The sequence below is a fragment of the Pseudomonas sp. OG7 genome (assembly GCF_014192825.1).
In the GTDB taxonomy this organism is placed as follows: Bacteria; Pseudomonadota; Gammaproteobacteria; order Pseudomonadales; family Pseudomonadaceae; genus Aquipseudomonas; species Aquipseudomonas monteilii.
In genome coordinates, this window is the sequence record NZ_JACHYK010000004.1 from 437,413 (window position 1) to 462,007 (window position 24,595).

Here is a 24,595-nt window from a genome sequence, read left to right on the forward strand (position 1 = left end):
GTTTGCAGGCCGGTTCAGTAACCCGCCGGCGCCTCCAGCAACATCTGCCGAAACTCCGGCAACGGCAATGGCCGGCTGTGCAGGTATCCCTGGTACAAGTGGCAGCCCAACCGCTCGAGGAACTCCAATTGTTCGGTCAGTTCTACCCCCTCGGCAATCACGGCCAGGTCCAGGCTGCGGGCCATGGCAACGATGGCGCGCACGATTTCCGCGTCGTTGGGGTCGACCGGCGCGTCGCGTACGAAGGTCTGGTCGATCTTCAGCGCATCCACCGGCAGGCGCTTGAGGTAGGTGAGTGAGGAATAACCGGTGCCAAAGTCATCCATGGCAAAGCTCACCCCGAAGCGCTTGAGTTCGCGCATCTTGCTGATGGTGTCTTCCAGGTTCTGGATCACGATGCCTTCGGTGATTTCCAGCTTGAGCATGTGCCGAGGCAGGCGATAGTCGTCCAGGCTGCGCAGTACCCGCCCGACAAAGTCGTTCTGACGGAACTGCCGCGGGCTGATGTTCACGCACAGGCTGAAATCATCCGCGTTGATCAGCCCGTCGGTCAGCATGCGCGCGCAAGCATCGCAGGCTTCATCGAGGATCCAGCTGCCAACTTCCAGAATCAGGCCGCTTTCCTCCAGCACCTGGATGAACTGCCCAGGTGGTTGCTGACCCAGTTGCGGGTGGTGCCAGCGCAGCAGCACTTCAGCCCCGACGATGCGGTTGTCGCGGGCATCCACCTGGGGCTGGAAGTGCAGCGCCAGTTCGCCACGGGCCAAGGCCAGGCGCAGGTCGTTTTCCATGCGCAAGCGCTCGCTGGCGGCTTTCTGCATGGTGGTGTGGAACAGCTGGGTGGTGTTGCGCCCGGAGTCCTTGGCCCGGTACAGGGCAATGTCGGCACGCTTGAGCAAATCGGCCGGGGTAGCGCCGTGGTCAGGGATCAGCGCCACGCCGATACTGGGCGTTACCTGCAGCCGCTGGCCATCCAGCGACATCGGTTCGGCCAGCAGTTCGCGCAGGGTGTCGGCCAGTTCGCGCACTTTTTCCTCTACCTGTTCGCGGCTGCCTTCCAGGCCGCTGAGCAGTACCACGAACTCGTCGCCACCCAGCCGCGCCACGGTGTCTTCCAGACGCACGCTGGCCTCCAGGCGGGCGGTGATGATCTTCAGCACCGTGTCGCCCACCGGATGGCCCAGCGAGTCGTTGATGTGCTTGAAGTGGTCAAGGTCGAGGAACAGCAGGGCGCCGCGCAGGTTGTGGCGCTTGAGCAGGGCGATCTGCTGGCTCAGGCGGTCCATCAGCAGGGCGCGGTTGGGCAGGTTGGTCAGCGGGTCGTGGTAGGCCAGGTGGCGAATCTGCGCCTGGGCATTTTTCAGCTGGCTGACGTCACGGGCGGTCAGCAGCAGGCAGTCCACCTCGTTGAGGGTGATCGGCTCGACCGAGACTTCCACGGTGAGGATATCGCCACGCTTGTTGCGCCCGAGCATCTCCCGGTGATGCACGCGGCCGCGTTCGCGTAGCTCGGCCAGCAGCGCGCTGCGCTGCTTGTCGTCCGCCCAGATGCCGATCTCGTACACCGTGTGGCCGACCACCTCGGCCGCGCTGTAGCCCGTCAGGCGGCAGAAGCCATCGTTGATTTCCAGGTAGCGGCCGCTATGGCGTTCGGTGATGGTGATGGCGTCGGGGCTGGAGTGGAAGGCCTTGGCGAACTTCTCCTCGCTGGACTTCAGTGCCGCTTCGGCGCGTTGCTGCTGGGTAATGTCGCGCAGGGTGGTCACGCTGCACGGCTGGTCATCGACGGTGATCAGGCGGCTGGAAATCACGCACGTCAGGGGGGCGCCATTGCGGTGGTTGACCACCACGGCGACGTTGCTCAAGGCCTGTTCGCGGATCACCCGCTCGATACGTTGCGCACGCTCGATGGACTCGGCCCAGAGGCCGATTTCCTCTGCGGTGCGACCAAGCACCTGCTCGCTGCCCCAGCCGAAGGTCTGGGTGAACGCCGGGTTGATCTCGATGAACTGACCGGTGTCCTGGCGAGTGACGCAGATCGGGTCGGGGCTGACCTGGAACAGGCTGGCGAACTTCTCTTCCGAGGCGCTCAGGCGCTGTTCGCGCTCCACCTGGTCGGTGATGTCGAGCAGCGTGCCGGCCATGCGCAGCGGGTTGCCTTGTTCGTCGCGGTACAGGCGTGCGCGGCTTTCTATATAGCGCGAAATGCCGTTCTCCAGTTGCACCCGGTAGGTGATCTGATAGTTGCCGGCGGGCCCTTCGCGCAGGCTGCGGTAGGCCTGACGCATCGAGTTGCGCTCCTGCTCCGGTACCCCTTCGAAAAAGGCATCGAACGACTCATGAAAGGGAATGGGCGGTAGGCCGTGCAACTGCGCGGCCCGGGCAGAGCCGTAGAGCATGCCGCTGGGGATATGCCAGTCCCAGGTGCCCAGCTGCGCCGAATCCAGGGCCAGGTCCAGGCGCTCCTGGCTGTCCTTCAGGGCCTGCTCGGCGCGCTTGCGCTCGGTGGTGTCGACGAAGGTACTGATCAGAAAGGTCACGCCTTCCAGTTCGATGCCCTGGGTGCAGAGGATGCCGTCATGCACCTTGCCGCTGGTGGCGCGGAACTGCACCTCCATGATCAACGGGCCGCCGTTGGCACGGGTCGACTCCATCACCTGGTGGCGTTGTTCGGGGTTGACCCACAGGCCCAGCTCCAGGCTGGTCTTGCCGATCACCTGGCTGCCAGGCCAGCCGAACATGTCTTCGAAGTGCTGATTGACCTCGAAAATCATGCCGTCGTGGCGGCGGGTGAGCAAAATGGCGTTGGGGCTGAGGTGGAACAGGGTGGCAAAGCGCTTTTCCGAATTGATCAGGGCGGTTTCCCGCTCGCGCTGGCGGGTGATTTCGCGGATTACCCCGATCATCTGCGGCCGGCCATGCGGGTCGTGGGTCAGGCTGCCGTTGATCTCTAGCCAGTGCAGGCTGCCGTCCGGCCAACGGATGCGATGACGCATGGCCTGTTCCACCGGCTCGCCGTTGAACACCGCCTGGAACACCTGTCGCGTGCGGGCGCGGTCTTCTTCGGGCAGCAGGTCGAGGTAGTCGACATCAGCAGGCAGCGGGCGCTGCGGGTCGAAGCCGAACAGGGCCTGGGTGCCCCGTGACCAGCTGACACGGCCGCTTTCAATATCCCACAGCCATGCCCCTAACCGGGCCCCGTTCAGCGCGGCCAGCAGTTGTGGGGCGTTCTGCCAGGCCTGTTCGGACTCCTGGGGGTCGGCCGCAGGAATACGCGGTAGGCGCAAAAAGCGGTTTGCTGATTTGGGCATCGGTACCAGACCTTTGGCGTATGACGCGTCCTTGGATATGGAAATACCTGGCTGACGGCCGGTCAGGCGGGCCCCGCGTGGCTGTCGAGCAGGGCCATGAATGCCCTGGCCGCGTTCGATAGCGTACGCTCCGTGTGCAAAATGTAGCCTAGCTGGCGCGACAGCTGTATGCCGGGCAAAGCGATGGGTGCAACCTGTTCGTCGAGCATGGTGCGCGGCAGCACGCTCCAGGCCAGGCCGATCGACACCATCATCTTGATGGTCTCCAGGTAGTTGGTGCTCATGGCGATGTTCGGCGTGAGGCCCTGGCTTTCGAACAGGCGCTGAACGATGTGGTGGGTAAAGGTGTTGCCGCCGGGGAACACCGCCGGGTGACGTGCCACATCGGCCAGGCCGACCGCATTGTTGGCCAGCGGGTGCTCAGGGGCGGCGACAAAATCCAGGGCGTCGTCCCACACGGGCACCGCCTGGACCAGGTGATGCGGCTCGGGCGCCAGGGTGATCACGGCTATTTCGGCGCGGCCATGCAGAATCTCGTCGTAGGCCTGTTCTGAATCGAGAAACTGAATATCCAGCGCCACGGCCGGGAACTGGCGGGTGAACGCCCGTAATAGCGGGGGCAGGCGGTGCAGGCCGATGTGGTGGCTGGTGGCCAGGGTGAGGCGACCGCTCACTTCCCCCGACAAATTGGTCAGCGCACGTCGGGTATCATCGAGGACGTTGAGGATCTGGTAGGCCCGGGGCAGCAGGGCGCGTCCGGCCTCGGTCAGGGTCACCTCGCGGCCCAGGCGGTCGAACAGGCGCACATCCAGCTGCTGCTCCAGCCCGGCGATGCGCTTGCTGATGGCGGGTTGGGTCAGGAACAGGCGTTCAGCCGCCCCGGAGAAGCTGCCGGTTTCGGCAATGGCGATGAAGGCGCTGAGGTTGGCCAGGTCCAAGGGTCGCATTCCTCTTGGTTATCCAAAGGATAAAAATTATGAATTTGAGTTATTCAATCTAACCCCATAGCATCGTCCGTACAAGCCAAGGGGTCTTTGGCATAGAAAGACGCTGATGAGGAACAGTCTGATGGCTGGCAAAACGCTCTACGACAAACTCTGGGAAGCCCATGAGGTCAAGCGCCGTGATGACGGCTCGTCCTTGATCTACATCGACCGCCACATCATTCACGAAGTGACGTCGCCCCAGGCCTTCGAAGGCCTGCGCCTGGCCAACCGCAAACCGTGGCGCATCGACGCCAACATCGCCACGCCCGACCACAACGTGCCGACCACGCCAGAGCGCAAGGGCGGTATCGAGGCCATCGTCGACCAGGTGTCGCGCCTGCAGGTGCAGACCCTCGACGAAAACTGTGACGAATACGGCATCGTCGAATTCAAGATGAACGACGAGCGCCAGGGCATCGTTCACGTCATCAGCCCGGAGCAGGGTGCCACCTTGCCCGGCATGACCGTGGTCTGCGGTGACTCGCACACCTCCACCCACGGCGCCTTCGGTGCCTTGGCCCATGGCATCGGCACCTCCGAGGTCGAGCACGTGCTCGCCACACAGTGCCTGGTCGCCAAGAAGATGAAGAACATGCTGGTGCGCGTGGAAGGCCAGTTGCCGGCCGGCGTAACCGCCAAGGACATCGTGCTGGCCGTGATCGGCAAGATCGGCACCGCCGGTGGCAACGGCCACGCCATGGAGTTCGCGGGCAGCGCCATTCGCGCGTTGTCGATGGAAGGCCGCATGACCATCTGCAACATGTCCATCGAAGCCGGTGCCCGTGTGGGCCTGGTAGCGACCGACGCCACCACCGTTGCCTATGTCGAAGGCCGCCCTTACGCGCCGAAGGGCGAGCAATGGAAGCAGGCAGTCGAATCGTGGAAAGACCTGGTGTCGGATGACGACGCCGTGTTCGACACCGTGGTCGAGCTGGATGCCAGCCAGATCAAGCCGCAAGTCAGCTGGGGCACCTCGCCCGAGATGGTGTTGGCCGTAGACCAGCGCTTACCGGACCCGGCCGCCGAAGCCGACCTGGTCAAGCGTGGTTCGATCGAGCGCGCCTTGAAGTACATGGGGCTGACCGCCAACCAGGCGATCACCGACATCCAGCTGGACCGCGTGTTCATCGGCTCGTGCACCAACTCGCGTATCGAAGACCTGCGTGCCGCGGCGGAGATCGCCAAGGGCCGCAAGGTGGCCGCGACCGTCAAGCAAGCCATCGTCGTGCCGGGCTCGGGCCTGGTCAAGGCACAGGCCGAGCGTGAAGGCCTGGACAAGATCTTCCTCGAAGCCGGTTTCGAATGGCGTGAACCAGGCTGCTCGATGTGCCTGGCGATGAACCCGGACCGCCTGGAGAGCGGCGAGCATTGCGCGTCCACCTCCAACCGCAACTTCGAAGGCCGTCAGGGCGCCGGTGGCCGTACCCACCTGGTCAGCCCGGCCATGGCCGCCGCTGCTGCGGTAGCCGGCCACTTCATCGATGTCCGCGAGTTGATCCAAGGGAGCGCAGCATGAAAGCCTTTACCCAGCACACTGGCCTCGTCGCGCCGTTGGACCGTGCCAACGTCGACACCGACCAGATCATCCCCAAGCAGTTTTTGAAGTCGATCAAGCGCACCGGCTTTGGCCCTAACCTGTTCGACGAATGGCGTTACCTGGACGTGGGCCAGCCCTACCAGGACAACAGCAAGCGCCCGGTGAACCAGGAGTTCGTGCTCAACCACGAACGCTACCAGGGTGCCAGCGTGTTGCTGGCGCGGGAGAACTTCGGTTGCGGTTCCAGCCGTGAGCACGCCCCTTGGGCGCTGGACGAGTACGGTTTCCGCAGCATCATCGCGCCGAGCTTTGCCGACATCTTCTTCAACAACAGCTTCAAGAACGGCCTGCTGCCGATCATCCTCAGCGATGAAGAAGTGGACGAGTTGTTCAAGCAGGTCGAAGCCAACCCGGGCTACCAGCTGACCATCGACCTGCAGGCGCAGGCGGTAACCCGCCCGGACGGCAAGGTGCTGCACTTCGAGATCGATGCGTTCCGCAAGCACTGCCTGCTCAACGGCCTGGACGACATCGGCCTGACCTTGCAGGACAGCGATGCGATCAAGGCCTTTGAAGGCAAGCACCGCGCCGGGCAGCCTTGGCTGTTCCGCGATGCCTGATTATTGGTAGATGGCAGTACCGGCCTCTTCGCGGGCAAGCCCGCTCCCACAGGGATATCACAAGCCCTGAGGGCAACGCTGTACCTGTGGGAGCGGGCTTGCCCGCGAAAGGGCCGGAACAGGCAAAACAAATCCAAAAGGATTGAGACATGACCAGCACCAACCATACCGACGTGGTCCAGCGCCAGTTCGGCGAACAGGCCAGCGCCTACCTCAGCAGCGCCGTGCACGCCCAGGGCAGTGAATTCGCCTTGCTGCAGGCCGAGCTGGCGGGGCAGGGCAATGCCCGCGTGCTGGACCTGGGCTGTGGTGCCGGTCATGTCAGTTTCCACGTTGCCCCGCTGGTGAGCGAAGTGGTCGCCTACGACCTGTCGCAATCCATGCTCGACGTGGTCGCCAGTGCCGCCGCCGAGCGCGGCCTGGCCAATATCACCACCGAGCGCGGTGCCGCCGAACGTCTGCCGTTCGCCGATGCCTCGTTCGAATTCGTCTTCAGCCGCTACTCGGCCCACCACTGGAGCGACCTGGGCCTGGCCCTGCGCGAAGTGCGCCGGGTGCTCAAGCCGGGTGGCGTGGCGGCGTTCATCGACGTGATGTCGCCGGGCAGCCCGCTGCTCGACACCTACCTGCAAACGGTCGAGGTGCTGCGTGACACCAGCCATGTGCGCGACTACTCCGCCGCCGAATGGCAGCGTCAGGTCAGCGAGGCTGGCCTGCATGTGCGCAGTCACACCCGCCAGCCCTTGCGCCTGGAGTTCGGCAGCTGGGTGGAGCGCATGCGCACCCCCGAGCCAATGCGCGTGGCCATCCGCCAATTGCAGCAAGCCATGGGCGAAGAAGTACGGCAGTATTACCAGATCGAGGCCGATGGCTCGTTCAGCACCGATGTGCTGGTGCTGTGGGCCGAGCGTTAAGCACTTTTCGGTGCGGCCCGTTTGGCCGCACCGCGTGAATGGATAGAGGAAAGCATGAGCAAGCAGATTCTGATTCTCCCAGGTGACGGTATCGGCCCGGAAATCATGGCCGAAGCGGTCAAGGTGCTGGAGCTGGCCAACGACAAGTTCCAGCTCGGCTTCAGCCTGGAGCACGACGTGATCGGTGGCGCCGCCATCGACAAGCACGGCGTGCCGCTGGCCGACGAAACCCTGGAGCGTGCGCGCAAGGCTGATGCCGTGCTGCTGGGCGCCGTGGGCGGGCCGAAGTGGGACAAGATCGAGCGCGACATCCGCCCCGAGCGCGGCTTGCTGAAAATCCGTTCGCAGCTGGGCCTGTTCGCCAACCTGCGCCCGGCCATCCTCTACCCGCAACTGGCCGATGCCTCGTCGTTGAAGCCGGAAATCGTCTCGGGCCTGGACATCCTCATCGTCCGTGAGCTGACCGGCGGCATCTACTTCGGTGCCCCGCGTGGCCAGCGCGAGCTGGAAGGTGGCGAGCGCCAGGCCTACGACACCCTGCCGTACAGCGAAAGCGAAGTGCGCCGCATTGCCCGTGTCGGCTTCGACATGGCCCGCGTGCGTGGCAAGAAGCTGTGCTCGGTAGACAAAGCCAACGTACTGGCTTCCAGCCAGCTGTGGCGTGAAGTGGTCGAAGACGTGGCCAAGGACTACCCGGATGTGGAACTGAGCCACATGTACGTCGACAACGCCGCCATGCAACTGGTGCGTGCACCCAAGCAGTTCGATGTGATGGTGACCGACAACATGTTCGGTGACATTCTGTCGGATGAAGCTTCCATGCTCACCGGTTCCATCGGCATGCTGCCTTCGGCGTCGCTGGATGCCGACAACAAGGGCATGTACGAGCCGTGCCACGGCTCGGCACCGGACATCGCAGGCCAGGGCATTGCCAACCCGCTGGCGACCATCCTGTCGGTGTCGATGATGCTGCGTTACAGCTTCAATCAGTCGGCTGCCGCCGAAGCGATCGAGAAGGCCGTGAGCCTGGTGCTGGACCAAGGCCTGCGCACCGGCGACATCCATTCGCAAGGCTGCCGCAAAGTTGGTACGCAGGAAATGGGCGACGCAGTAGTCGCAGCGCTGCGGAATCTGTAATCTCTCTGGCCCGCCACCCAAAATTCCCGGTGGCGGCCCACTTTTAGCAAAGGTGTAGTTGCGATGAAACGTGTAGGTCTGATCGGTTGGCGCGGTATGGTCGGTTCCGTGCTCATGCAGCGGATGCTGGAGGAGCAGGACTTCGACCTTATCGAGCCGGTGTTCTTCACTACCTCCAATGTTGGCGGCCAGGGCCCGAACGTGGGCAAGGATACAGCGCCGCTCAAGGACGCTTATTCGATTGAAGAACTTAAGACCCTCGACGTGATCCTGACCTGTCAGGGCGGCGACTACACCAACGAGGTCTTCCCCAAGCTGCGTGAAGCCGGCTGGCAGGGTTACTGGATCGACGCCGCTTCGTCCCTGCGCATGCAGGATGACGCGGTCATCATCCTCGACCCGGTCAACCGCAAGGTCATCGACCAGCAGCTGGACGCCGGTACCAAGAACTACATCGGCGGCAACTGCACCGTCAGCCTGATGCTGATGGGCCTGGGCGGCCTGTTCGAAGCCGGCCTGGTGGAATGGATGAGCGCCATGACCTACCAGGCAGCCTCGGGTGCCGGCGCGCAGAACATGCGCGAGCTGATCAAGCAGATGGGTGCCACCCACGCCGCCGTGGCCGATGACCTGGCTAACCCGGCCAGCGCCATCCTCGATATCGACCGCAAGGTTGCCGAGACCATGCGCGGTGATGCATTCCCGACCGAGAACTTCGGTGTGCCACTGGCTGGCAGCCTGATCCCGTGGATCGACAAGGAACTGCCGAACGGCCAGAGCCGCGAAGAGTGGAAGGCCCAGGCCGAAACCAACAAGATCCTCGGTCGCTTCAAGAGTCCGATCCCGGTCGACGGCATCTGCGTGCGCATCGGCGCCATGCGCTGCCACAGCCAGGCACTGACCATCAAGCTGAACAAGGACGTGCCGCTGGCCGATATCGAAGGCATGATCAGCCAGCACAACCCTTGGGTGAAGCTGGTGCCGAACCAGCGTGAAATCAGCATGCAGGAACTGACCCCGACCAAAGTCACCGGCACCCTCAACATCCCGGTTGGCCGCCTGCGCAAGCTGAACATGGGTTCGCAGTACCTGGGTGCGTTCACCGTGGGCGACCAGTTGCTGTGGGGCGCGGCAGAACCGCTGCGCCGCATGCTGCGGATTCTGCTGGAGCGTTGATCGTTCTGCTGTAATTAAAAACCCGCGCTGGCGACAGCGCGGGTTTTTTTATGCCTGGGGTGAGGTTTGCAGCGCCAGGCAGCCCTTACGCAACCCATTGCGACCCTTATCCGGCGAAAATACGGCCATCACAGACAAACCTCTACAATCCGAGTAAAGTGCCGCCCCCGCCGTTCTCAGCAAAAAGGATCCTTTCATGACACACCCTTTGGATATCGCCGTCGTCGGCGCCACCGGCAGCGTCGGTGAAGCCTTGGTGCAGATCCTCGAAGAGCTGGACTTCCCGGTCGCCACCTTGCACCTGCTGGCCAGCATGGAATCGGCGGGCAGCAGCGTGATGTTCGCCGGCAAGAAGCTCAAGGTGCGCGAGGTGGACAGCTTCGACTTCGCCCAGGTCAAGCTGGCTTTCTTCGCCACAGGTGCCGCAGTCAGCCGCAGCTTTGCCGGCAAGGCACTGCAAGCAGGTTGCACCGTCATTGACCTGTCCGGTGGCCTGGACGACGCCCTGGCCCTGGTCCCTGAAGCCAACGCCGAACGCCTGGCTGGCCTGGCGCTGCCGGCACGCATTGTCAGTCCGTGCTCGGCCGCCGTTGCCGTGGCCGTCGCGCTGGCACCGCTCAAGGGCCTGCTGGACATCGAGCGGGTGCAGGTAATGGCATCGCTGGCGGTGTCTGCACAAGGCCGTGAGGCCGTCAGCGAGCTGGCCCGTCAAACGGCAGAGCTGCTCAATGCCCGGCCGCTGGAACCGCGCTTCTTCGATCGCCAGGTGGCTTTCAACCTGCTGGCCCAGGTTGGCGCGGCCGACGAGCATGGCCACACGGCGCTGGAACGCCGGCTGGTCAACGAGTTGCGTGTGCTGCTGGGCATGCCTGAGCTGAAGATTTCCGTGAGCTGCGTTCAAGTCCCGGTGTTTTTCGGCGATAGCTTCAGTGTGGCCGTGCAGAGCCGTCGCCCGGTCGACCTTGAAGCGGTCAACCAGGCCCTGGAAGCAGCCGACAGCGTAGAGCGGGTGGAGCGTGATGATTATCCGACCCCGGTTGGTGACGCAGTAGGCCAAGACGTGGTCTATGTTGGTCGTGTACGTCACGGTGTTGATGAAGACCAGCAGCTCAATCTCTGGCTGACCACCGACAATGTGCGCAAAGGCGCCGCGCTCAATGCCGTGCAAGTGGCGCAATTGTTGATTAAACACATGCCGTAAAAGATACTGGCGAGCACTTTTGTCCTGCTCCGCATGCAGGTTTCGGGACGATTCATACAAGGGAAGAGGTCATGCTTCGAATTCGCAAACTGGTTCTGGCCATGGCTGCAGCATCGGCGCTGTCGTCTGGCATGGCGAATGCGCTGGGCCTGGGGGAGCTGACCCTGAAGTCGGCACAGAATCAGCCGCTGGACGCCGAGATCGAATTGCTCGATGTGCGCGACCTCAAAGCCGCCGAAGTGGCGCCTAGCCTGGCGCCACCGGAAGAGTTCAGCAAGGCCGGGGTGGCGTTTCCGACCTACCTCGAAGACCTGACCTTCACACCGGTGATCAACCCCAACGGTAAAAGCGTGCTGCGGGTTACCTCCAGCCAGCCGCTGCCAGGGCCGGTGGTCAAGTTCCTGGTTCAGGTGATGTGGCCGCAAGGCCGCCTGCTGCGCGACTACAGCGTGCTGCTTGACCAGGCCAAGGCCCAGGGCGACAAGCCGGCTGCTGGCAATGTGATGCCGGCCACAACCGGTGCCAGCAGCTACACCACCCAGCGCCGCGACACCTTGTGGCAGATTGCCGCGCGCAACACGCAAGGTGGCTCGATCCAGCAGACCATGATCGCAATCCAGGCGCTGAACCCGGATGCCTTCATCGGTAACAACATCAACCAGCTGAAGGTGGGCCAGGTACTGCGCCTGCCCGACCAGCAGCAGATCCAGAACATTCCGCAGGGCGAGGCCAACAGCGAAGTGGCCGAGCAGTATGCCGCCTGGCGTGAAGGCCGGCGCCTGGGCCCGCGTGCCCGCCAGCTCGACGCTACCCGCCGCGGTGCCGCCGAGGCTGCGCCGGCGCGCATCGCCCAGGGCGACAACTTGCGCCTGGTCAGTCCGGGCAATCAGGCCGGCCAGACCAAGGCGTTGAATGACAAGCTGGCGGTGGCCCAGGAAAGCCTGGATACCAGCCGCCGCGACAACGAAGAACTGAAAAGCCGCATGTCCGACCTGCAGAGCCAGCTGGACAAGCTGCAGCGTCTGATCGAGCTGAAGAATGACCAGTTGGCCCGCCTTCAAGCCCAGGGTGCGGCAGCGCCGGCGACGGCTGCCGCCGCCGCCAAACCGGTTGAGCGGGCGGCAACTGCCCAGCCGGCGGCCAAGCCCGCACCGGCTGCCGTCGATACAGCGCCCAAGCCGGTGCCGGCAGCCAAGCCTGCGCCTGTCGGGCAGCCGAATAGCGCGCTCGACCAGATTCTGGGCAACCCATGGCTGATCGGGATAATTGCCGGTTCCAGCCTGCTGGTGCTGGCACTGCTGCTGTGGCTGCTGGCGCGTAAGCGTAAAGCCCAGCAAGAAGCTGAAAAGCACCTGCGCATGGCACGGGCGCTGGAGGAAGAGCAGGGCACAGGCTTTGACACCGATACCGAGAGCCTCGATGGCGTCGAAGTTTCGGAGCCGAGCGTTACCCTGTCGCCAGCCGTGGTCGCCGCTTCAGCCGCCGCTGCCGTTGCTGCGGAAAAAGTGGCTGAGCCTTCTGCCGAGTCGGCGCCGGAAGCTGAACCGCAAGCCGACCCGCATGCCGCGCTGCTGGCGGAAGTTGACCAATGCCTGGCCGAAGGCCGCCTGAACCGTGCCACTGACCTGCTGGAGCCCGCCGTGGCTGCCGCGCCAGAACGTGACGACCTGCGCCTGAAGCTGATGGGCGTGTACGCCCGCCAGGGTGACCAGAGCGCGTTCGCCGAGCAGGAGCGCAAGCTGCCGGCCAGCGAGCAGAACATTGCCGAAGTCACCGGGTTGAAAGAACGTTACCCTGCCATGCTCGGCCTGGCCGCTGCCGGCCTGGGCGCGGCGGCACTGGCTGCCGAGATGGATGAGCAGTACGTGCAGGAGCTGCTGCACGATGAGGCCGAGGCGCCAGTGGTTGCCGACGTGGTGCCTGAGGAAGTGCCTGAATTCGAGCCGCAAGTGGAGGCTGAGCCAGAGGTCGTCGCGCAAGCGGAGCCTGAAGCCGTGTTCGAGCCAGAAACCGAGCTGGATGCCTCCGATGATGTGCCGACCCTTGATGTATCGGGCCTGGAAGCGCAGGGCTTCGATGAGCAGGATCTGGACAGTGCCTTCGACTTGAGCCTGGGTGAAGACCTGCCCGAAGAAGACCCGCTGGCCGCGCCGCTGCTGGACGAGGCTATGCAGCAGGAGCCTGTACCTGACGAGTTGGTCATTGCCGAGCCTGTGCTGGATGAGCCTGCATTTGAAGAGGCTCAGCCGGAAGAACCGCCGTTTGCCGTGGATGCCGAACTGCAAGCCGACGCTGATGCCGATTTCGAGGCCATGCTGGACCAGGCCGAGCCGCAGCCAGCCGTGGACCTGTCTGACTTCGACCTTGATGTCAGTGAGCCGGTTGCCCCGGCCGCTCCAGATGCCGTTGAAGAGGCCCCGGTGGATGTTGCCGCCGAACTGGCAGCCTTCGATAGCGAGCCGGCATTCGAACCGGTCTCCGACTTTGACCTGCCATCGGACTTTGACCTGTCATTGTCGCTGGAAGATGATTCGCCGGCGGCCAAGAGCTTTGCCTCGGAGCTGGACGACGTCAATGCCGAGTTGGACAAGCTGTCGCAGAGCCTGGAATCGCCCTCTCTGGAGCCGCATTTCACTGCAGAAGACGCGGTTGCGCAGCCGGATCCCGAGCCGCCACTGGACGACCTGGACTTCGACTTCTTCTCCGGCAGTGACGAAGTGGCCACCAAGCTCGACCTGGCTCGTGCCTACATCGACATGGGCGACAGCCAGGGGGCGCGCGACATCCTTGATGAAGTGATCAAGGACGGCGACGACGGTCAGCGCCAGGAAGCCGAGGACATGCTCTCTCGCCTGGTTTGATATCGTCCTCAAATGAAGTGCACGTCAACGGCAGCCCTACACGGCTGCCGTTGTCGTTATAATCCCCGCCATTCCGTACACCCCACAGGTTTCAAGCGCTTGGACATCATCGACACCGCCGCCACCGAATCCGCGGCCGAAGGCTACTCCCGCATCGCCCTGGGCGTGGAATACAAGGGCGCCCGCTACCGCGGCTGGCAGCGCCAGGCCAGTGGCGTGCCAAGTGTCCAGCAGGCCCTGGAGCAAGCGCTGTCCAAAGTCGCGAACGAGCCGATTTCGGTGATTTGCGCCGGGCGTACCGACGCCGGTGTCCACGGCTGCGGGCAGATCGTGCACTTCGACACCCGCGCTGTGCGCGACGAGCGCGCCTGGACCATGGGCACCAACTTCAACCTGCCGCACGACATCAGTGTGGTCTGGTCGCGGTCGATGCCGGCCGATTTCCATGCACGCTTCAAGGCCTGTGCCCGGCGTTATCGCTACGTTATCTACAACGACCCGATCCGCCCGGCGCACCTGGCCGAGGAAGTCACCTGGAACCACCGCCCGCTGGATGTCGAGCGCATGGCCGAGGCTGCGCAGTTCCTGCTCGGCACCCACGACTTCAGCGCCTTCCGCGCCAGCCAGTGCCAGGCCAAGTCGCCGGTCAAGCACATCTACCACCTGCGCGTTACCCGCCATGGCCAGATGATCGTGCTGGACGTGCGCGCCACCGCGTTCCTGCACCACATGGTGCGCAATATTGCCGGTGTGTTGATGGCCATCGGTGCCGGCGAGCGCCCCGTCACCTGGGCGCGTGAAGTGCTGGAAGGGCGCGACCGCCGTGAAGCCGGGGTCACGGCCCATCCATACGGGCTGTACCTGGTGCAGGTGGAGTACCCCGAGGAATATGCACTGCCCCAGCGTTACATCGGCCCACACTTTTTGACCGGTTATGAGGCGTTGGCAGACTGACGGGCGAAAAGTCATTTGCTAACATCCGGCCTTTCACCGCAATAACCAAGGTTCGCTGTTCATGAGCAATGTTCGCAGCAAGATCTGTGGGATCACCCGTATCGAAGACGCACTGGCCGCTGCCGAAGCGGGTGCCGATGCCATCGGTTTCGTCTTCTATGCCAAGAGCCCTCGCGCCGTGGACGTGCGCCAGGCGCGTGCGATCATTGCCGAACTGCCACCGTTCGTGACCACGGTCGGGCTGTTCGTCAACGCCTCGCGTTGCGAGCTGAACGAGATCCTCGAAGTGGTTCCGCTGGACCTGCTACAGTTCCACGGCGACGAAACGCCACAGGACTGCGAAGGCTACCACCGCCCCTGGATCAAGGCCCTGCGTGTACGCCCGGGTGACGACCTGGAGGCGGCCTGCAAGCTGTACGCGGGCGCGCGCGGTATTTTGCTGGATACCTACGTGGCGGGTGTGCCGGGGGGAACCGGAGAGGCGTTCGACTGGTCTCTGGTGCCGGAGCGCCTGAGCAAACCGATCATCCTGGCGGGCGGGCTGTCGGCCGATAACGTCGGCCAGGCCATTGCCCAGGTGCGGCCTTACGCGGTGGATGTCAGCGGTGGCGTCGAGCAGGCCAAGGGCATCAAGGATGCCGCGAAGATCGAGGCGTTCATGCGGGCCGTGAAACAGGCGTGATGGCAGATGTGACGGCTGGCTGCGCGCCATCGTCCATAGCTTTCGCAGCCCTGCTGGGCAGCTGCCTGCACAGGCGGCAGAACAACACATTAGCGGTGGAGCGGTGCGCTGGAAGCCCCGGCGGCCGGTCCACCACCGTTTGATAAAAGATTTTGAGCTCAAGGGCAGGGCAGGGCCGGCGACACCGGCCCCCGCCTGCCAATACTGGAGAAAGAAAGCATGAGCAACTGGTTAGTCGACAAACTGATCCCTTCGATCATGCGTTCCGAGGTGAAGAAGAGCTCGGTGCCTGAAGGCCTGTGGCACAAGTGCCCGGCTTGCGAGGCCGTGCTGTATCGTCCGGAGCTGGAAAAGACCCTGGATGTCTGCCCCAAGTGCAACCACCACATGCGCATCGGCGCACGTGCGCGCATCGACATCTTCCTCGACGCCGAAGGCCGTGCCGAATTGGGTGCCGACCTGGAGCCGGTCGACCGCCTGAAGTTCCGCGACGGCAAGAAGTACAAAGACCGCCTGGCCGGCGCCCAGAAGCAGACCGGCGAAAAAGACGCCCTGATCTCCATGAGCGGCACCCTGATGGGCATGCCGATCGTGGTCAGCGCTTTCGAGTTCTCGTTCATGGGCGGTTCCATGGGTGCCATCGTCGGCGAACGCTTCGTGCGCGCGGCCAACTACGCCCTGGAAAACCGCTGCCCGATGGTCTGCTTCTCCGCTTCGGGCGGTGCGCGTATGCAGGAAGCGCTGATTTCGCTGATGCAGATGGCCAAGACCTCGGCCGTGCTGGCGCGCCTGCGCGAAGAAGGCATCCCGTTCATCTCGGTACTGACCGACCCGGTGTACGGGGGTGTTTCCGCCAGCCTGGCGATGCTCGGCGACGTGATCGTCGGTGAGCCAAAAGCCCTGATCGGCTTCGCCGGCCCACGCGTGATCGAGCAGACCGTACGCGAGAAGCTGCCAGAAGGCTTCCAGCGCAGCGAGTTCCTGCTGGAGCACGGTGCCATCGACCTGATCATCTCCCGTGGCGAACTGCGCCCGCGTCTGGCCCGCCTGCTGGCGCAGATGACAGGCCAGGAAACCCCGGAGCAAGCGCGTGAGGCGGCAGCCGTCGCGTGATGAAACAACGATCCCTGGGCGAGTGGCTCGCCTACCTCGAGCAGTTGCACCCCTCGGCCATCGACATGGGCCTGGAGCGGTCGCAGAAGGTGCTTGCCCGGCTGGCGCTGGGCAAGCTGGCGCCACGCGTGGTGACGGTAACCGGCACCAACGGCAAGGGCTCCACCTGCGCCTTCGTGGCCTCGCTGCTGCGCGCCCAGGGGCTCAAGGTCGGCGTGTACAGCTCGCCGCACCTGTTGCGTTACAACGAGCGGGTGCTGATCGATGGCCAAGAGGCCAGCGATGAGCGCCTGTGCGACGCCTTCGCCGCCGTCGAGGCGGCGCGGGGCGACATTTCCCTGACCTACTTCGAGATGGGCACGCTGGCTGCGTTCTGGTTGTTCTACCAGTCGCAACTGGATGCCGTGGTACTGGAAGTGGGCCTTGGTGGTCGTCTGGACACCGTGAACGTGGTGGATGCCGACCTGGCCCTGGTGACCAGTATCGGCGTAGACCATGTCGATTACCTGGGTGATACCCGCGAGCGGGTGGCCTTCGAGAAGGCGGGTATCTTCCGTCAGGGCAAGCCGGCCCTGTGCGGCGACCTGGACCCGCCGCAGCCGCTGCTGGACAAGGCCGCCGAACTTGCTGCGCCCCTTTTTCTGCGCGGCCGTGACTTCGACCTGGTAACCGCCGATGGCAGCTGGAGCTGGCGGGGTACGGGGACGGATGGTGCGCAGGTAGAACTGCGTGATCTGCCTTTGCTTGACCTGCCCATGGAAAATGCCACGCTGGCCTTGCAGGCGTACCTGCTGATGGGCTTGCCCTGGGACGCTGCGCAGGTGCGCCAGGCGTTGCTGGCTACCCGTATCACCGGTCGCCTGGACCGTCGCCTGCTGAACTGGCAGGGCAAGCCGGTGGAGCTGATGCTGGATGTGGGCCATAACCCGCATGCAGCCGAGTACCTGGCCCGGCGCCTGGCCGCCCGGCCGCTCAAGGGGCGCCGCCTGGCGGTGTTCGGCCTGCTCGCCGACAAGGACCTGGACGGCGTTGTCGCGCCCTTGCAGGGCCTGGTAGACGACTGGGCCGTGGCGCCGTTGGATACCCCACGTAGCCGCCCGGCTGCAGAACTGGCCACGGCCTTGACGAACCTCGGCGCTGCGGTGAAGTCTTATGCCCGCGTCGACGCGGCCCTTGAGGGGCAATGCGCGCAGGCGACGGCGGATGACCAGATCCTGCTGTTCGGTTCGTTTTTCTGTGTCGCCCAGGCGCTGGAATGGCTGCAGCGGCACACCCAGGAGGGTGAAGTAGATGGCAGTGCTGGATAAAGGGATGAAACAGCGCATGGTAGGTGCGCTGGTGCTGGTGGCGCTGGCGGTGATTTTCCTGCCCATGCTGTTCACCCGCGAGGACGAGATGCGCCAGGTGCATGTCGAAGCCCCGCAGGCGCCGGCGATGCCCAGCCTGCCCGAGGTGAAGGTGGAGCCGGTTGCCGTGCCGGAGCCGCAGGCCATCCCGGAAGAGCCTCAGCAACCACCTGTGGTGGTTGACGAGTCCACAACACCCGCGAGCACGCCCAGCCAGCCGATCACGCCATCGCCGCAGACCCAGGCGCAGGTTCAGCCGGCCAAGCCGCAGGCGCCAGCGCCCAAGGTCGAGCCGAAACCTGTGGCTACGCCTGCGCCGACCGCAGCTGTGGCAAAACCCGCTGCACCCTCGAAGATCGACGTCAATGGCCTGCCCGTCAGCTGGTCGATCCAGTTGGCCAGCCTGTCCAACCGTGCTGGCGCTGAAAAGTTGCAGCAAACCCTGCGCAGCCAAGGCTACAACGCCTATATCCGCTCGGCAGGTGGGATGAACCGGGTATACGTGGGGCCGTTGATAGAGCGGGCCGAAGCCGAGCGCACGCGGGATGCCATCAACCGCCAGAACAGCCTCAAGGGTTTTCTGGTGCGCTTCCAGCCTGAGCGCAGCTGAACAAGGTATTCGCGGGCTTGCCCGCGAATGGCTTAACACGAATCCACCCGACATTCCGCTTACTCCCAGCCCGCTGCTCTGGTAAAATGCGCCGCCTCAAACGTCTGCAGGCAACACCGTGGCATTTACCTTGGTTGATTGGGCGATCATCGCGATCATCGCCGTCTCCACTCTGATCAGTCTCAAGCGCGGCTTCGTCAAGGAAGCCTTGTCCTTGCTCATCTGGATCATTGCCGGTGCGGTTGCCTGGATGTTCGGCGGTTCGCTCTCGGTGTATCTTGAAAGCTATATCCAGACGCCATCGATGCGCGTCATCGCGGGCTGCGCCATTCTTTTCGTCGCCACCTTGCTGGTGGGGGCCATGGTCAACTTCCTGGTCGGCGAGCTGATCCGTGTAACCGGGTTGTCCGGCACCGATCGTTTCCTGGGCATGGCCTTCGGTGCCGCGCGCGGGGCCTTGCTGGTAGTGGTGGCCATAGGCCTGATCAGCCTGGGGCCGGTTCAACAAGACACCTGGTGGCAGGAATCACGCCTGATACCACAATTTCTCTTGGTCGCCGACTGGTCGAAAAACCTGATCCTGGGTTTCACCGGCCAGTGGACGCCCAGTGGGCTGATCAGCGCTCCGGCTGATCTTCCGTTCAAGGAACAGTTGCTCGGGCCGTCCAAGCCCTGAGCGCTATTCACTCAAGTTTCGTCAAAGTAGGGGTTGCGTCGCATGTGTGGCATCGTCGGTATCGTCGGTAAGTCGAACGTCAATCAGGCGCTGTATGACGCGCTTACGGTCCTCCAGCACCGCGGCCAGGACGCTGCCGGTATCGTGACCAGCCATGACGGCCGGTTGTTCCTGCGCAAGGATAATGGCCTGGTGCGCGATGTGTTCCAGCAGCGCCACATGCAGCGCCTGGTGGGCAGCATCGGCATTGGCCACGTGCGCTACCCGACAGCGGGCAGCTCGACCTCGGCCGAGGCCCAGCCGTTCTACGTCAACTCGCCGTACGGCATCACCCTGGCACACAACGGCAACCTGACCAACGTCGAGCAGCTGGCCAAGGAGATCTACGAGTCCGATCTGCGCCACGTCAACACCAACTCCGACTCGGAAGTGCTGCTGAACGTCTTCGCCCATGAGCTGGCGGTACGCGGCAAGCTGCAGCCGACCGAAGAAGACGTGTTCGCTGCGGTTTCCCACGTGCACAGCCGCTGTGTCGGCGGTTACGCCGTGGTGGCGATGATCACCGGCTACGGTATCGTCGGTTTCCGCGACCCCCATGGCATCCGCCCGGTGGTATTCGGCCAGCGTCACACCGACGAAGGCGTGGAATACATGATTGCCTCGGAAAGCGTGGCCCTGGACGTGCTCGGCTTCACCCTGATCCGCGACCTGGCGCCGGGCGAAGCGGTGTACATCACCGAAGGCGGCCAGCTGTTCACCAAGCAGTGCGCCGAAGCGCCGACCCTGCAGCCGTGCATCTTTGAACACGTCTACCTGGCCCGCCCGGATTCGATCATCGACGGTATCTCGGTGTACAAGGCCCGTCTGCGCATGGGGGAAAAGCTGGCCGACAAAATCATGCGTGAGCGCCCTGAGCACGATATCGACGTGGTCATCCCGATTCCGGACACCAGCCGTACCGCCGCGCTGGAGCTGGCCAACCGTCTGGGCGTCAAGTTCCGCGAAGGTTTCGTCAAGAACCGTTACATCGGCCGTACCTTCATCATGCCCGGCCAGGCTGCGCGCAAGAAGTCGGTTCGCCAGAAGCTCAACGCCATCGAGCTGGAGTTCCGCGGCAAGAACGTGATGCTGGTGGACGACTCGATCGTGCGCGGCACCACCTGCAAGCAGATCATCCAGATGGCCCGCGAAGCCGGTGCCAAGAATGTCTATTTCTGCTCCGCAGCCCCTGCAGTGCGCTACCCCAACGTCTACGGCATCGACATGCCGAGTGTTCACGAGCTGATCGCCCACAACCGTACCACCGAACAGGTGGCCGAGTTGATTGGCGCCGACTGGTTGGTCTATCAGGACCTGCCTGACCTGATCGATTCGGTCGGTGGCGGCAAGATCAAGATCGATCACTTCGATTGCGCGGTATTCAACGGTGAGTACGTCACCGGCGATATCGACGCGGCCTACCTCGACCGCATCGAGCAGGCCCGTAATGACCTGGCCAAGGTCAAGAACCAGGCCGTCAGCGCGATCATCGACCTCTACAACAACTGATTCAGGGAGCGACGGCATGACGGATCAATGGGATGCCGGACGACTGGACAGTGACCTCGAGGGTGTCGGTTTCGACACCCTGGCGGTTCGCGCCGGTCAACACCGTACACCCGAGGGCGAGCACAGCGAAGCGCTGTTCCTGACCTCCAGCTACGTGTTCCGCACGGCGGCCGATGCTGCTGCGCGCTTTGCCGGTGAAACGCCGGGTAACGTTTACTCGCGCTACACCAACCCGTCGGTACGTGCCTTCGAGGAGCGCCTGGCGGCGATGGAAGGTGCCGAGCAGGCCGTGGGTACGTCCACCGGCATGGCGGCGATCCTGGCCGTGGTGATGTCGCTGTGCAGCGCCGGTGACCATGTGCTGGTGTCGCAGAGCGTATTCGGCTCGACCATCAGCCTGTTCGAGAAGTACTTCAAGCGCTTTGGCGTTCAGGTGGACTACGTGCCACTGGTCGACCTTGCTGGCTGGGAAAAGGCCATCAAGGCCAATACCAGGTTGCTGATCGTCGAATCGCCGTCCAACCCGCTGGCCGAGCTGGTCGATATCACCGCGCTCAGCGAAATCGCCCATGCCCACGGTGCCATGCTGGTGGTGGACAACTGCTTCAGCACCCCCGCGCTGCAGCAGCCGCTGAAGCTGGGTGCCGACATCGTGTTCCACTCGGCCACCAAGTTCATCGACGGCCAGGGTCGTTGCATGGGGGGCGTGGTGGCCGGCCGCGCCGAGCAGATGAAGGAAGTGGTGGGCTTCCTGCGGACTGCAGGCCCGACCCTCAGCCCATTCAACGCCTGGATCTTCACCAAAGGCCTGGAAACGCTGCGCCTGCGTATGCGTGCGCACTGTGAAAGCGCCCAGGCCCTGGCCGAATGGCTGGAGCAGCAGGATGGCGTGGAGAAGGTGCATTACGCCGGCCTGCCTAGCCACCCGCAGCACGCACTGGCCAAGCGTCAGATGAGCGGCTTTGGTGCGGTGGTCAGCTTCGAGGTCAAGGGCGGCAAAGAGGGCGCCTGGCGCTTCATCGATGCGACCCGGGTGATTTCCATCACCACCAACCTGGGGGACAGCAAGACTACCATCGCCCATCCGGCCACCACCTCCCACGGCCGCCTGTCGCCGCAGGAGCGTGAAGCTGCAGGCATCCGCGACAGCCTGATCCGCGTTGCCGTGGGCCTGGAAGACGTGGCCGACCTGCAGGCAGACCTGGCGCGCGGGCTGGCGGCGCTGTGATCGAAATCGGCGGCAGTGTGCCAGGCCACAACGGCCGGGTAGCCCTGGTAACCGGTGCCGCGCGCGGCATCGGCCTGGGCATTGCCGCCTGGCTGATCTGCGAAGGTTGGCAGGTGGTACTCAGCGACCTTGACCGCCAGCGCGGTGCAAAGGTGGCCAAGGCCCTGGGTGACAACGCCTGGTTCATCACAATGGACGTTGCCGACGAGGCTCAGGTCAGTGCCGGGGTGTCCGAGGTGTTGGGGCAGTTTGGTCGGCTGGACGCATTGGTGTGCAATGCGGCGATTGCCAATCCGCACAACCAGACGCTGGAAAGCCTGAGCCTGGCGCAGTGGAATCGGGTACTGGCGGTCAACCTCAACGGGCCGATGCTGCTGGCCAAGCATTGCGCGCCGTACTTGCGTGCGCACAATGGGGCGATCGTCAACCTCACCTCTACCCGGGCGCGGCAGTCCGAGCCCGATACCGAGGCCTACGCCGCGAGCAAGGGTGGCCTGGTGGCCTTGACCCATGCCTTGGCCATGAGCCTGGGCCCGGAGATTCGCGTCAATGCGGTGAGCCCGGGCTGGATCGATGCCCGTGACCCGTCGCAGCGCCGTGCCGAACCGCTGACCGAAGCCGACCATGCCCAGCACCCGACGGGCAGGGTAGGGACGGTAGAAGATGTGGCGGCAATGGTTGCCTGGCTGCTGTCACGCCAGGCGGCGTTCGTGACTGGCCAGGAGTTTGTGGTCGATGGCGGTATGACTCGCAAGATGATCTACACCTGAGACCGGTGTTCCAGGAACGGGGACCGAAAGGTCTCTTTTCTGTTTTTACCTTTTTTGAAAAAAATTCAATGGGGCTATTGACTTAGCTTCGCCATCTGCGTAAATTTCGCGGCCTCAGCGAAGCAAACGCAACAAGCAACATCGCGAGGGTGATTAGCTCAGCCGGGAGAGCATCTGCCTTACAAGCAGAGGGTCGGCGGTTCGATCCCGTCATCACCCACCACTTCCTGAGATGTTCCTGACGCTTCAGGTTTCGCAAGAAGCCAAAAGCCAGAGAGGAGCGCACTGCGCAGCGGTAGTTCAGTCGGTTAGAATACCGGCCTGTCACGCCGGGGGTCGCGGGTTCGAGTCCCGTCCGCTGCGCCATTTTTCAGTAACAGATGGGTGCCTGGCACCGGTCTGAAGCCACAAGGCAAAAACCTTGGGCTGATCCCAGTTTCAATCGGGCGCAAGCCTGAACGATACGCAGCGGTAGTTCAGTCGGTTAGAATACCGGCCTGTCACGCCGGGGGTCGCGGGTTCGAGTCCCGTCCGCTGCGCCATCTTCGTTTCAAGGTCCCTAGAACACCTTGAAGCAACACAAGAGAAGCGATCATGTTATCGCTTTTTTTGTGCCTGCCCTGAGGCCAATGCGCCGGAAGGGTAGACCCAGGTTTCAATCGGGCGCAAGCCTGAATGATACGCAGCGGTAGTTCAGTCGGTTAGAATACCGGCCTGTCACGCCGGGGGTCGCGGGTTCGAGTCCCGTCCGCTGCGCCATCTTCGCCTCAAGGCCCCTTGAACGCCTTGAAGTACAGAAAAGCGACCTTCGGGTCGCTTTTTTCGTTTCTGCGGGCAAGAATTCCGACCTTTACCCACATTTACACCAACCTGACAGGTTCTTCACCGACCAGTGGTTCCTGTGCCTGCCTGCTGTGTTGCACAATAGGCACCTTCTCGACATACCCGGAATTCGCAATGACCAGATCTTCCGTCTTTGGTGCGCTCGGGCTGGCCCTGGTGCTGGCGGGCGTGACCGGTTGTTCCTCGAAAAAGGCCGCCATCTACGAGCACGAGAACTTCGACGACTCGGGCACTTTCTCGCGCAGCTTCCCTGTGAGCGATGCCGGCTCTTGCGAGGCCGCCCGGCGTGCCTTGCTCAGCCAGGGGTATATCATCACCAGCAGTGGCGCCAACCAGGTGGTGGGTAACAAGAGCTTCCAGCAGAACAGCGAGAACCACCTGCAAATCAGTTTCAACGTTACCTGTGCACCGGATGTGAGCGACGAGCAGCGCTCGACCATGTTCGCCAACGCCCTGCAGGACCGTTATGCGCTGAAAAAATCCAACACCTCTGCCAGCCTGGGGGTGGGCGTGCTGGGTTCGGTGTCGATGCCGATTGGCTCCAGTGACGATTCAATGGTCAAAGTGGCCAGCGAGACGGTGACGGCAGCGCAGTTCTATGACCGCTACTTTGCCCTGGTGGAGAGTTACCTGCCCAAGCCGAAGAAGGTGAGCAAGGCCAAGGCCGAAGCGCCCAAGGTTGAAAAGCCGGCGGTTGACCTGGGGTTGCCGGAGCAGGCTGCGGCTAATCCTGTGGCCCCGACACCCGCACCGGCGGCTGAGGTTGCGCCCGCGCCTGAGGCCGTTGCCCCGGCCAATGAGGCGGTGGCAGCACCAGTGGTGAATGACAGCCAGGGCTCGCAGCCGGTGGCACCGCCGGTGGAGGCTGCGCCGATTCAGGTGCAGCAGGATGCACAGCCTGCCGAGGCCGCTTCGCCTTCCCTTTGAATGGTCGCCTGTACCGGCCCTTTCGCAGGTACAGGCCGTGCACATCCCCTGTTACAGACGCACTGCGATAACTTCCTGAACACCTGCTACGTTTACCACTCATAAGCTTGTCATGATTCCTTCATCCAACCTGCTTAGGTTGAAGGTGACACCGA

19 protein-coding genes and 4 tRNA genes are annotated in these 24,595 nt (G+C 63.5%); 21 read left to right on the forward strand and 2 right to left on the reverse strand.

What is annotated here, in order from left to right:
* Positions 1 to 14: 14 nt before the first annotated feature.
* Positions 15 to 3,311 carry a PAS domain S-box protein gene (locus tag FHW75_RS12825; protein ID WP_019098752.1) on the reverse strand — a complete coding sequence of 1,099 codons (3,297 nt, stop codon included), beginning with the start codon at positions 3,309 to 3,311 and terminating at the stop codon, positions 15 to 17.
* Positions 3,312 to 3,373: 62 nt separating this feature from the next.
* Positions 3,374 to 4,249 (reverse strand): LysR family transcriptional regulator, encoded by an 876-nt coding sequence (locus FHW75_RS12830; RefSeq protein WP_019098753.1) that lies wholly within the window; start codon positions 4,247 to 4,249, stop codon positions 3,374 to 3,376.
* 130 nt (positions 4,250 to 4,379) lie between these two features.
* Here FHW75_RS12830 and leuC point away from each other — a divergent pair, with 130 nt between their 5' ends.
* The 21 genes from leuC (at position 4,380) to FHW75_RS12935 (ending at position 24,440) form a co-directional block, all read left to right on the forward strand.
* Positions 4,380 to 5,813: a 3-isopropylmalate dehydratase large subunit gene (leuC, locus tag FHW75_RS12835; protein WP_183673844.1), complete on the forward strand. Its 1,434-nt coding sequence runs from the start codon at positions 4,380 to 4,382 to the stop codon at positions 5,811 to 5,813.
* A complete protein-coding gene (leuD, locus tag FHW75_RS12840) occupies positions 5,810 to 6,454 on the forward strand; it encodes a 3-isopropylmalate dehydratase small subunit (RefSeq protein WP_104835291.1) in 645 nt (214 codons plus the stop codon). The genes leuC and leuD overlap by 4 nt, the downstream gene beginning before the upstream one ends.
* Positions 6,455 to 6,603: 149 nt before the next feature.
* Positions 6,604 to 7,368, forward strand: coding sequence for a class I SAM-dependent methyltransferase (locus FHW75_RS12845; RefSeq protein WP_060498774.1), 765 nt, complete (start codon positions 6,604 to 6,606; stop codon positions 7,366 to 7,368).
* 54 nt (positions 7,369 to 7,422) lie between these two features.
* Positions 7,423 to 8,505: a 3-isopropylmalate dehydrogenase gene (leuB, locus tag FHW75_RS12850; protein WP_019098755.1), complete on the forward strand. Its 1,083-nt coding sequence runs from the start codon at positions 7,423 to 7,425 to the stop codon at positions 8,503 to 8,505.
* Between the two features lie 63 nt (positions 8,506 to 8,568).
* Positions 8,569 to 9,681: an aspartate-semialdehyde dehydrogenase gene (gene asd / locus FHW75_RS12855; protein ID WP_016715168.1), complete on the forward strand. Its 1,113-nt coding sequence runs from the start codon at positions 8,569 to 8,571 to the stop codon at positions 9,679 to 9,681.
* A gap of 196 nt (positions 9,682 to 9,877) precedes the next feature.
* The gene (locus FHW75_RS12860; protein WP_027609514.1) at positions 9,878 to 10,882 is read left to right on the forward strand and encodes an aspartate-semialdehyde dehydrogenase; all 1,005 of its coding nucleotides are present in this window, start codon (positions 9,878 to 9,880) and stop codon (positions 10,880 to 10,882) included.
* A 71-nt stretch (positions 10,883 to 10,953) separates the two neighbouring features.
* Complete coding sequence (locus FHW75_RS12865; RefSeq protein ID WP_161989767.1) at positions 10,954 to 13,743, forward strand: FimV/HubP family polar landmark protein; 2,790 nt, start codon at positions 10,954 to 10,956, stop codon at positions 13,741 to 13,743.
* Between the two features lie 99 nt (positions 13,744 to 13,842).
* Positions 13,843 to 14,697, forward strand: a complete 855-nt coding sequence (gene truA, locus FHW75_RS12870) for a tRNA pseudouridine(38-40) synthase TruA (protein ID WP_025754981.1) — start codon at positions 13,843 to 13,845, stop codon at positions 14,695 to 14,697.
* 61 nt (positions 14,698 to 14,758) lie between these two features.
* Positions 14,759 to 15,379: a phosphoribosylanthranilate isomerase gene (locus FHW75_RS12875; protein WP_016715173.1), complete on the forward strand. Its 621-nt coding sequence runs from the start codon at positions 14,759 to 14,761 to the stop codon at positions 15,377 to 15,379.
* 219 nt (positions 15,380 to 15,598) lie between these two features.
* Positions 15,599 to 16,492: an acetyl-CoA carboxylase, carboxyltransferase subunit beta gene (gene accD / locus FHW75_RS12880; protein WP_016715174.1), complete on the forward strand. Its 894-nt coding sequence runs from the start codon at positions 15,599 to 15,601 to the stop codon at positions 16,490 to 16,492.
* Positions 16,492 to 17,799, forward strand: coding sequence for a bifunctional tetrahydrofolate synthase/dihydrofolate synthase (folC, locus tag FHW75_RS12885; protein ID WP_183673846.1), 1,308 nt, complete (start codon positions 16,492 to 16,494; stop codon positions 17,797 to 17,799). Before accD ends, folC begins: the two co-directional genes overlap by 1 nt.
* A complete protein-coding gene (locus tag FHW75_RS12890; RefSeq protein WP_025754983.1) occupies positions 17,783 to 18,448 on the forward strand; it encodes an SPOR domain-containing protein in 666 nt (221 codons plus the stop codon). Before folC ends, FHW75_RS12890 begins: the two co-directional genes overlap by 17 nt.
* 118 nt (positions 18,449 to 18,566) lie before the next feature.
* Positions 18,567 to 19,124, forward strand: coding sequence for a CvpA family protein (locus FHW75_RS12895; protein ID WP_016715904.1), 558 nt, complete (start codon positions 18,567 to 18,569; stop codon positions 19,122 to 19,124).
* Between the two features lie 42 nt (positions 19,125 to 19,166).
* On the forward strand, positions 19,167 to 20,672 hold the full coding sequence (purF, locus tag FHW75_RS12900) for an amidophosphoribosyltransferase (protein WP_016715903.1): 1,506 nt from the start codon (positions 19,167 to 19,169) through the stop codon (positions 20,670 to 20,672).
* 16 nt (positions 20,673 to 20,688) lie between these two features.
* The gene (locus tag FHW75_RS12905) at positions 20,689 to 21,900 is read left to right on the forward strand and encodes an O-succinylhomoserine sulfhydrylase (protein WP_016715902.1); all 1,212 of its coding nucleotides are present in this window, start codon (positions 20,689 to 20,691) and stop codon (positions 21,898 to 21,900) included.
* Positions 21,897 to 22,670 (forward strand): SDR family oxidoreductase, encoded by a 774-nt coding sequence (locus tag FHW75_RS12910; protein ID WP_019096779.1) that lies wholly within the window; start codon positions 21,897 to 21,899, stop codon positions 22,668 to 22,670. Before FHW75_RS12905 ends, FHW75_RS12910 begins: the two co-directional genes overlap by 4 nt.
* Positions 22,671 to 22,817: 147 nt before the next feature.
* Positions 22,818 to 22,893: transfer RNA gene (locus FHW75_RS12915), tRNA-Val, on the forward strand.
* 66 nt (positions 22,894 to 22,959) lie between these two features.
* Positions 22,960 to 23,036 (forward strand) — tRNA-Asp (locus tag FHW75_RS12920).
* A gap of 99 nt (positions 23,037 to 23,135) precedes the next feature.
* A tRNA-Asp gene (locus FHW75_RS12925) sits at positions 23,136 to 23,212 on the forward strand.
* A 140-nt stretch (positions 23,213 to 23,352) separates the two neighbouring features.
* Positions 23,353 to 23,429: transfer RNA gene (locus FHW75_RS12930), tRNA-Asp, on the forward strand.
* Between the two features lie 198 nt (positions 23,430 to 23,627).
* The gene (locus tag FHW75_RS12935; RefSeq protein WP_025755062.1) at positions 23,628 to 24,440 is read left to right on the forward strand and encodes a DUF2242 domain-containing protein; all 813 of its coding nucleotides are present in this window, start codon (positions 23,628 to 23,630) and stop codon (positions 24,438 to 24,440) included.
* Positions 24,441 to 24,595 lie beyond the last annotated feature (155 nt).